Source organism: Falsiroseomonas oryziterrae, assembly GCF_021864505.1.
GTDB classification, from domain to species: domain Bacteria; phylum Pseudomonadota; class Alphaproteobacteria; order Acetobacterales; family Acetobacteraceae; genus Falsiroseomonas; species Falsiroseomonas oryziterrae.
In genome coordinates this window covers 1-701 of the sequence record NZ_JAKJIB010000677.1, presented here as the reverse complement: position 1 = coordinate 701, position 701 = coordinate 1, and the positions used below count along the sequence as shown (strand labels likewise).

The window sequence follows — 701 nt, the reverse complement described above, 5'->3', positions numbered from 1 at the left end:
CACGGCCCTGCGGCCCGGCAGCCAGGTAGGCCTCCGCGAGCCCGGCCGCGCGCGCGCGCGCCGAGACCTCGCCGCCGCGCGCCTCGAGGCAGTCGCGCATGCGCTCGGCGAAGCCATCCGCCGGCGGGGCCGAACCGGCCATGTCGCGCCAGAGCGCCGTCACGCGCCGCAAGGCGCGGTCGAGCAGCCCCGGTGCGACGGCAAGATCGGACATCACGGATCCTTTCCGCGTATTTCAGGCAGATGGTGCCCGAAGACCTGCCTTCAATCGACCAATAAAGTTGCGAGCGCGGCAGGAAGCTGCGCGGGCAGGTCCTCCGCGAGCAGCCCGGGCCCGGCGCGCTGCGCCGCCGCGCCATGCAGCCAGGCTGCCGCACAGGCCGCTTCGAACGGCGCCACGCCCTGCGCGAGCAGCGCCGCCGTGACACCCGCGAGCACATCGCCGGTTCCGCCGGTCGCGAGCCAGGACGGCGCGTTGTCGTTGATCGCGACGCGGCCGTCGGGTGCGGCGAGGATGGTGTCGGCGCCCTTCAGCAGCACCACGGCGCCCGTCCTCGCAGCCGCGGCGCGCACGGCGGCGATGCGGTCCTCGCCGGTTGCGCCGAACACCGCCGCGAATTCGCCCGCTTGCGGCGTCTGCTCCGCGCAGCCGGCGAGCGCCGCCGCGTCGCCCGCGCAGGCGCGGAGCGCACCGGCATCGG

The 701-nt window shown here is 75.9% G+C and carries 1 protein-coding gene and 1 pseudogene; both read right to left on the bottom strand.

Features of this window, described 5'->3' with window-relative positions:
* Nucleotides 1-214: pseudogene (locus L2I40_RS24050) on the bottom strand (malonyl-CoA decarboxylase); the annotation flags it as partial.
* A 50-nt stretch (nucleotides 215-264) separates the two neighbouring features.
* On the bottom strand, nucleotides 265-701 hold a 437-nt coding region (locus tag L2I40_RS24045; protein WP_272911018.1), incomplete at its 5' end, for an NAD(P)H-hydrate dehydratase.